This is a genomic window from Butyrivibrio sp. INlla16, assembly GCF_900104155.1.
Taxonomy (GTDB): Bacteria; Bacillota; Clostridia; order Lachnospirales; family Lachnospiraceae; genus Butyrivibrio.
This window is the reverse complement of sequence record NZ_FMYB01000015.1, coordinates 87227-93980: the sequence shown is the minus strand read 5'-3', so window position 1 is coordinate 93980 and position 6754 is coordinate 87227. Positions and strand designations below refer to the sequence as shown.

Sequence of the window (6754 nt, the reverse complement as noted above, 5' to 3'; positions counted from 1 at the left end):
CTTTCCTTTAGAAGCATCAATTCCAACTGCATTGTACATCATAAATAAGGTTCCTCCCCAACATTGAATTTGCATGGTGTCCAGCATTCCCCATTGCTTATTCTATCTCCTGTGGTATTAACCGGACGTGTACAAGACAGTCCTACCTACATAAAACGAACAGCTGCAAATGATAAGCTGGCTGACGGGCTTTCTAACGGACGCTAAGTGGTCCTAGGAGAACAAGGTCAGACCAATGCCTTATCATTGTACAGCTTAAGCAACAAGAGGGCTAAGGCCTAGCTGGCTGTTAGGTAACTTAACCCCACAACTATATATTAGGAGGAGAACATCATGGAAAATACTACTCTTTTGGAAGTTAAAAATCTAAAGCAATATTTTAAAAGCGGTAAGACTACAGTCAAGGCCGTGGATGATGTCTCTTTTAAGATTAAGAAGGGCTCGACCTTCGGGCTGGTGGGAGAATCCGGAAGCGGAAAATCAACTATAGGACGTGCCATTATAAGGCTCTATGATCCCACGGAAGGAAAGGTCATCCTGGGCGGCAAGGAAGTGTCCGGAAAGATGACAGCCGAAAAGAAAAAGTATCTCACAAGCAAGATGCAGATGATTTTTCAGGATCCCATGGCAAGTCTTAATCCCAGGAAGAAGGTAATTGATATCGTTGCCGAGGGACTTGATTCCAATCATCTTTGCAAGTCAAAGAAGGAGAGAGAAGAAAAGGTATACGCAATGCTCGAGAGAGTAGGACTAAACCACGAACAGGCAGGAAGATATCCCCATATGTTCTCAGGTGGTCAGAGGCAGAGAATCGGCATTGCAAGAGCGATGATCATGGAGCCGGAACTTATTATCGCGGATGAGTGCATAAGTGCTCTGGATGTATCTATTCAGGCGCAGGTTGTAAATATCATGAAGGATCTCCAGAAAGAGAGGGGACTTACCTATCTTTTCATAGCACACGATCTTGCGATGGTGAAATATATTTCGGATTACATCGGGGTTATCCATCTGGGACACTTCGTTGAAATGGGTACAAAGGAGGAGATATTTGAACATCCTGTACATCCATATACAAAATCCCTGTTGTCGGCGATTCCGGAACCAAATCCGCTGACAGAGCCCACCAAGAAGCTTGTCACCTACGACAAAGCTAAGGAGATGGTGGATTACAGCAAAGGGACAGCACATTATCTATCTGAAAATCACATGGTTCTTGGAACTGACGAGGAGGTTGCCCGCTGGATGGCAGTTTAACAGCGGAGAGAGGAGAGGCTTATGAAAAAAGATCTATTGAAGAGAGTAATTGGTTTGACTACGGCAGTCACGATGACAATGTCACTGGCAATCAGTGTTACCGGCTGCGGAGGCTCGGGTGCAAAATCCGCAAGCGGTGTCGGCGGAACAACCGCATCTGCAGCAGAGGGAATTAACCTTAAGTATGCACTTACAGAAGAATTGAATTCACTGGACCCCAATCTGAACTATTCGGCAACATCGATGGGAATGATAACCAACACAAATGAGGGTCTTTACAAATATGATAAGGACGGCAAGATTTCTTACGGACTTGCTGATAAGGTGGACATAAGCGAAGATGGTCTGACCTATACCTTCCATATCCGCGACGACGCATATTGGTCAAACGGTGATAAGGTAACGGCAAATGACTTCCTTTACAGCTGGAGACGTCTTGCAGATCCTGATATGGGCTGTGTTTATTCATATATGCTTGTTACCGCAGGTATTGAGAATGCCCAGGAAGTAATAAGCGGGGCAGATGGATATACTCCCGAAGATCTCGGTATCAGTGCTCCTGATGACAGCACCTTTGTGGTTAAGCTTACAGCAGCTAAATCTTACTTCGATTCCATTTTGGCAGCAGGCTCATATTTCATGCCGATAGATCAGAAGTTTGCTGAAGAAGCCGGAGACCAGTTCATGCTTGATAAAGAGCATTCCATATACTGCGGACCATTCGTAATGAGTGAGTGGGAAGTTGGCGGAACAACCTATACACTTTCAAGAAACCCTGATTATTACGCGGCAGATGAAATTGAAGTATCAACAATTCATTATTCACTTTTAACTGATGCACAGCAGAAAGTATTGGCATGGGAGAGCGGAGAACTTGACAGCGTAACCCTTAACGGCGACTACATTGCAAAGTATGAAGGCGATGAGTCAATGCAGGTACAGCTCCTCGGAGGACTGTTCTTCATAGCATTTAACACAGAAAATGAGTACCTTTCAAATCAGAATCTCAGACTTGCAATCAGTACTGCGATCAACAAGGAGCCCATTGTAAATAACATCCTCTGTGATCAGTCTGTTGCAGCAGATTATATTATTCCCGCAAGCTTTGCAGCTACCTCTGACGGAACCTATTATCGTGATTATGCAGGTAATCCTACTTTTAACGAATACGATCCGGATAAGGCAACTGAGTACTTTGAAGCAGCAAAGAGTGAACTTGGAACGGATACCATTGAACTTGAATTCCTATATAACGATGACAGTAACCTTGCAGCTATTGCAGCCGATATCCAGGCTGAACTTCAGGAGAAGCTTCCCGGATTGGTTATCACTTTGAGAAGTACTTCTTATAACCAGAGACTCCAGGATATGGGCAACGGTGATTACGACTTTGGTATCACAAGATGGTACGGTGACTATCAGGATGCGGCAACCTTCCTTGATATGTGGATCGATGGTTCGGGACTTAACTATGAGAGATTCCATGATGATGAGTACATGGAGCTGTATAACAAGGTAATCGGCGAACTTGCAACAAGTGATAAGGAAGCAGAGAGACTTGCAGCTCAGATGAGAATGGAAGAGATTATGGAAGAGCAGGCTATCATATGTCCACTCTATCAGCCCTCATCGGTAACACTTGTAAATACAGAGTATGAGTATACCTATAACACAAGCGGATATATCATTCCGAGATATACAAGAAAAAAGGCAGAATAAAAAATATAGCAGCGCTCACTTCGGTGGGCGCTGCTCCTCTATGAAAATGCCTCTTCGGTTCCGCAGTTATATCTTGTGTATCGCATGAAAGCATCCTGTGCAGGTGTTATGGTTAAGGAATTCTGATAATAAAAATATATATTTCTGAGTGCCAGATCATCATCGATTTTATAGAAGACGACCTGGTTTTTATTTTGCTTTGGAGGAGACGGAACTATGTGCAGTGTGGTGTCGCGGATAATTGTAAAGCCGTAACCATAGGTGACAAGGTGATAGGTGGTGGGAATCTGATCCAGATACATATATACTGTGGGAACGCTGCCTACATGGTCGAAGAGTTCTTTACTTCTTGTGTAAAGATCGTTGCCCTCCCTTAGTGATAAAAAGGGAAGATTCTTAAAGCGCTCAAGAGATACCTTGGGACAGGTCTGGCTTCGCTGTCTTCCGTTAAGGACATCCTTGAAGGAAAGCTGATAGTCTATAAGGCTGCCATTTACCTCCCAGGCACCCGGTACAGCGAGAATAAGCTGTTCCTTAAGAAAGAAGAGTTTTTTGAATTCTTCAAAGCCTACAGGATTACTGCTCAAAGCAAAATCAATCTGGCCCAGGCGGAGTGTTTTGATCATCTCTTCACTGCTGGTATTTTCATTCAGGTTGATACTTATGTTGGGATACTTGCTGCGGAATGGATTGAGATGTATCGGAAGTGAATAGCAGCAATAAAAGCTGGTGGTTCCGAAATTGAGATGTCCCTGGTCGGAATTTTTCAGGCTTTCAAAATAATTCTGCGCCTCATTTTCCAGAGCCATGAATTTCTCGGCATATAAAAGATACTGCCTTCCCGCATCGGTTAGAGAGATAGGATTTGTGGACCTGTTAAACAATGTGGTCCCAAGTTCATTTTCCAGCCTCCTTATAGTGGCGCTGAGAGAGGGCTGGGAAATAAACAGAGCCGCAGCAGCCTTTGAAAAGCTTCCGCTTCTATAAATTGCATTTACATATTTTGCCTCGCGTAACATAAGAATCATCCTTTCCTGAAAAACAAAAAAACGAGGGCGTCAAAATTAACGTCCTCGTCTGGATTATAATAATACATGTATAATTAAATTTCAAACACCTTTTTTGAAAATAATGCGGAAATTGGCTTATAGAATAGTGTTTTAGGAAACCGGAAAATAAAATTATAAAAATTTAAAAAAAGTGCTTGCATTAATGGATAAACATACGTATAATACAATCTTGTCGGTGGGCTATCGCCAAGCGGTAAGGCAACGGACTCTGACTCCGTCATTTCGTAGGTTCGAATCCTACTAGCCCAGTTTTTCCTCAGAGAGTTCCTCTGAGGATTTTTTTTACCGTATTTGAGCAGACATCGGAGTAATGTGATATAATCAATCAGATATTATACACTTAGAGGTGAGTTGTGAAATCTCAGATTAAGAATCTGGCCTTTCCGATTATATGGGAAGTGCTTTTTATCATATTTTGTATAATAAAGCCGTTTAAGACGCTTTACATATTTTTTGTGTTCTATCTGGTACTGGCTGTTTATTTCGCCAGAGATTTTTCAATCAGAGAGTATACGCAAAATTTTAAGAGTATCAAGAAATTCTGGATACCCGTTGCACTTACTGTCTTAGCAGCGCAGGCTTGCTACATGATAAAGTTCCGCCTCATCCAGCCCAGTTTCATCGGAGCGCTGGACGGAACCTATGGTATTACCTGGGAAAACAGCTATATCGGAGAATTCCTGTATGCCATAACAATTCTTTTTCTCTGTCCTATTTCAGAGGAATTGTTCTTCAGAAAAGCAATCATGAATTTTGATTCCTGTACATCAGCTCTTGTGAGCTTTTCACTGGGACTTATACTTTGCGGTTTCAGTTATGCTTATCTGCCCCTTGGTGTTGTGGAAGCCATGGTGCTTGCTCTTCCCTACGCAGTAGCATTCTTCTGGACCAGAAACATATACGTACCTATCACGGTGCACATCCTCTTCATGATGTACCAGCACCTGCCATTAATAATTTATGATGTGGCCCGCATCTCCTTGCGGTAATAGTAAACCCCGTGCAATGCACGGGGCGTTTTAATTTTAATACTTCTCTTCGAATTCCTGGATTGGAATGGCCGGGGTAAAATAATAACCTTGAAATCTATCGCAGTCGATGGATTTCAGGTAATCGAACTGCATCTGTGTTTCAACACCCTCTGCCACAACCTTCATGCCAAGCTGATGGATAAGTTTTACACAGGCTTCAAGTACGATCTTGCTCCGGGGATCTGCTAAGGCATCGTCAATGAAGGTCTTGTCCAGTTTTATATAGTCGGCTTGGAGCTCTTTTAACATATTTATGGAGAAATCCCCTGCGCCGAAATTGTCTATCGCTACCTTAAAGCCTTCTGCCCTGAATTTGTCCAGGATCTCAAGTCGAAGCTCTGTGTCATTCATAAGATCTCTCTCTGAAAACTCAAGGATAAGCTTGTTAGGATCGACGCTGTAGGCACGTACCAGCTCCTTGACCTTTTTGAGAGCATCCATGTAAAAGAGATCCTTTGGAGAGACGTTAACAGAAATAACAAGGTGATCTCTAACGGTGGCCTGCCAGGAACGAAGCTGTTTCATGACTCGTTCCCAGTTCTCGCAGTCTAGTTTTGCGATATTGTCATTTTTTTCAAGAATATGAATATATTTATCCGACGGAGTTATCGATCCGTCGGGTTTTATCCATCTGGTCAGAGCCTCAGCTCCGGTCACGCGCTGTTTTTGATCGAAGATTGGCTGAAGGAAAATATGGAATTGACCCTCCTCAAGATTTTTGGGAAAGGCGTTCAGGAATTCTATTTCATTTTCAGCCTGTTTAAGGAGCTTATTGGTATAGAAGGTCAGAACGTTTTCTCTTCTGTCGTGAAGGTACTTAAGAGCAAGGTCTGCACGCTCTATCATAACTGTTACCGGGATATCGGGATCATCAATCCTGAAAACTCCGAGATGGAAAAACAGGTGATAATTCTCTGTGTCTATCATCTGTCCGATTTCTTCCACGGCGTTCATAAAAACGCCCTCATCGAAACGCTCTTCGGGCATGCATAGAACAAAGTGATCTGCGTGGGTCCTGCCGTAAACAGTATCCTCGCCGCAGTTTCTTCTTAGCATATCAGCGATGGCAATCAGGACTTCATTTCCGCGCTGAACACCGTAGCGCTCATTAAGAGTTCGGAAGTGACGGATATCACCCGTGATAAGAACACGTTTGGTATCGGGATCCTCCACGAGAATTCTTCTGACCTCGCGGCAGATTCCGTCGAGGTTATTAAGTCTTGTGAGAAGGTCGTGAGTAACGAGATAATCGGTCTTGGTCATGCCCTGGGAGACCTGTTTTTCATCCTCACCGGTTAATATCTGATGAGTAGGCGGTAATGTCTCGCCTTCCTTGTCATCGACAGTAATCAGTTCCATTACGCAGGAAAAATTATTTCTGTCAGGGAGTACGAGTTTTATCGGAATAGACTGTACCAAGAATCTGTGACCGTCATACACCTCTTCCTTGGTCTGGCGCTGACTGCTCATAACCGCTCTGTAGCTGGCGCAGTTGGAACAGCGGGAGGCGGCATTCCATGCGGAATAACACTCCTTTTCATAGTGGAGTTCTCCTGAGGTGTCCACACTGATCACGCGGCATTCGACAGGGTCAACGAGGCGGACGGTATCGTACATCCGCTTCATGTAATCGAGCATGTGCTTAAGTTCCTGATAAGTGTACTCCTCTACCTTCAT

General features: G+C 43.6%; 5 protein-coding genes and 1 tRNA gene. 4 read left to right on the top strand and 2 right to left on the bottom strand.

Annotation, left to right across the window (positions count from 1 at the left end; genetic code table 11):
- Window positions 1-333 precede the first annotated feature (333 nt).
- Together BLR42_RS09135 and BLR42_RS09130 are read left to right on the top strand one after the other, a co-directional pair.
- Complete coding sequence (locus BLR42_RS09135) at window positions 334-1257, top strand: ABC transporter ATP-binding protein (RefSeq protein WP_091868425.1); 924 nt, start codon at window positions 334-336, stop codon at window positions 1255-1257.
- 21 nt (window positions 1258-1278) lie between these two features.
- Window positions 1279-2976 (top strand): peptide ABC transporter substrate-binding protein, encoded by a 1698-nt coding sequence (locus BLR42_RS09130; RefSeq protein WP_091868423.1) that lies wholly within the window; start codon window positions 1279-1281, stop codon window positions 2974-2976.
- A gap of 38 nt (window positions 2977-3014) precedes the next feature.
- Here the strand turns inward: BLR42_RS09130 and BLR42_RS09125 are convergent, their stop codons facing one another.
- The gene (locus BLR42_RS09125) at window positions 3015-3995 is read right to left on the bottom strand and encodes a LysR family transcriptional regulator (protein WP_170832697.1); all 981 of its coding nucleotides are present in this window, start codon (window positions 3993-3995) and stop codon (window positions 3015-3017) included.
- A gap of 227 nt (window positions 3996-4222) precedes the next feature.
- On the opposite strand from BLR42_RS09125, the gene BLR42_RS09120 reads away from it, so the two are divergent.
- Window positions 4223-4295: transfer RNA gene (locus tag BLR42_RS09120), tRNA-Gln, on the top strand.
- Window positions 4296-4399: 104 nt separating this feature from the next.
- Window positions 4400-5035 carry a CPBP family intramembrane glutamic endopeptidase gene (locus BLR42_RS09115; RefSeq protein ID WP_022760349.1) on the top strand — a complete coding sequence of 212 codons (636 nt, stop codon included), beginning with the start codon at window positions 4400-4402 and terminating at the stop codon, window positions 5033-5035.
- 36 nt (window positions 5036-5071) lie between these two features.
- On the opposite strand, the gene BLR42_RS09110 is transcribed toward BLR42_RS09115, so the two are convergent.
- Window positions 5072-6754 (bottom strand): EAL domain-containing protein, encoded by a 1683-nt coding sequence (locus BLR42_RS09110; RefSeq protein ID WP_091868419.1) that lies wholly within the window; start codon window positions 6752-6754, stop codon window positions 5072-5074.

Coding starts and splice junctions, on each gene's coding strand:
- BLR42_RS09135 (WP_091868425.1), top strand. CDS start 334: ATGGAAAATACTACTCTTTTGGAAGTTAAAAATCTAAAGCAATATTTT.
- BLR42_RS09130 (WP_091868423.1), top strand. CDS start 1,279: ATGAAAAAAGATCTATTGAAGAGAGTAATTGGTTTGACTACGGCAGTC.
- BLR42_RS09125 (WP_170832697.1), bottom strand. CDS start 3,995: ATGTTACGCGAGGCAAAATATGTAAATGCAATTTATAGAAGCGGAAGC.
- BLR42_RS09110 (WP_091868419.1), bottom strand. CDS start 6,754: ATGAAGGTAGAGGAGTACACTTATCAGGAACTTAAGCACATGCTCGAT.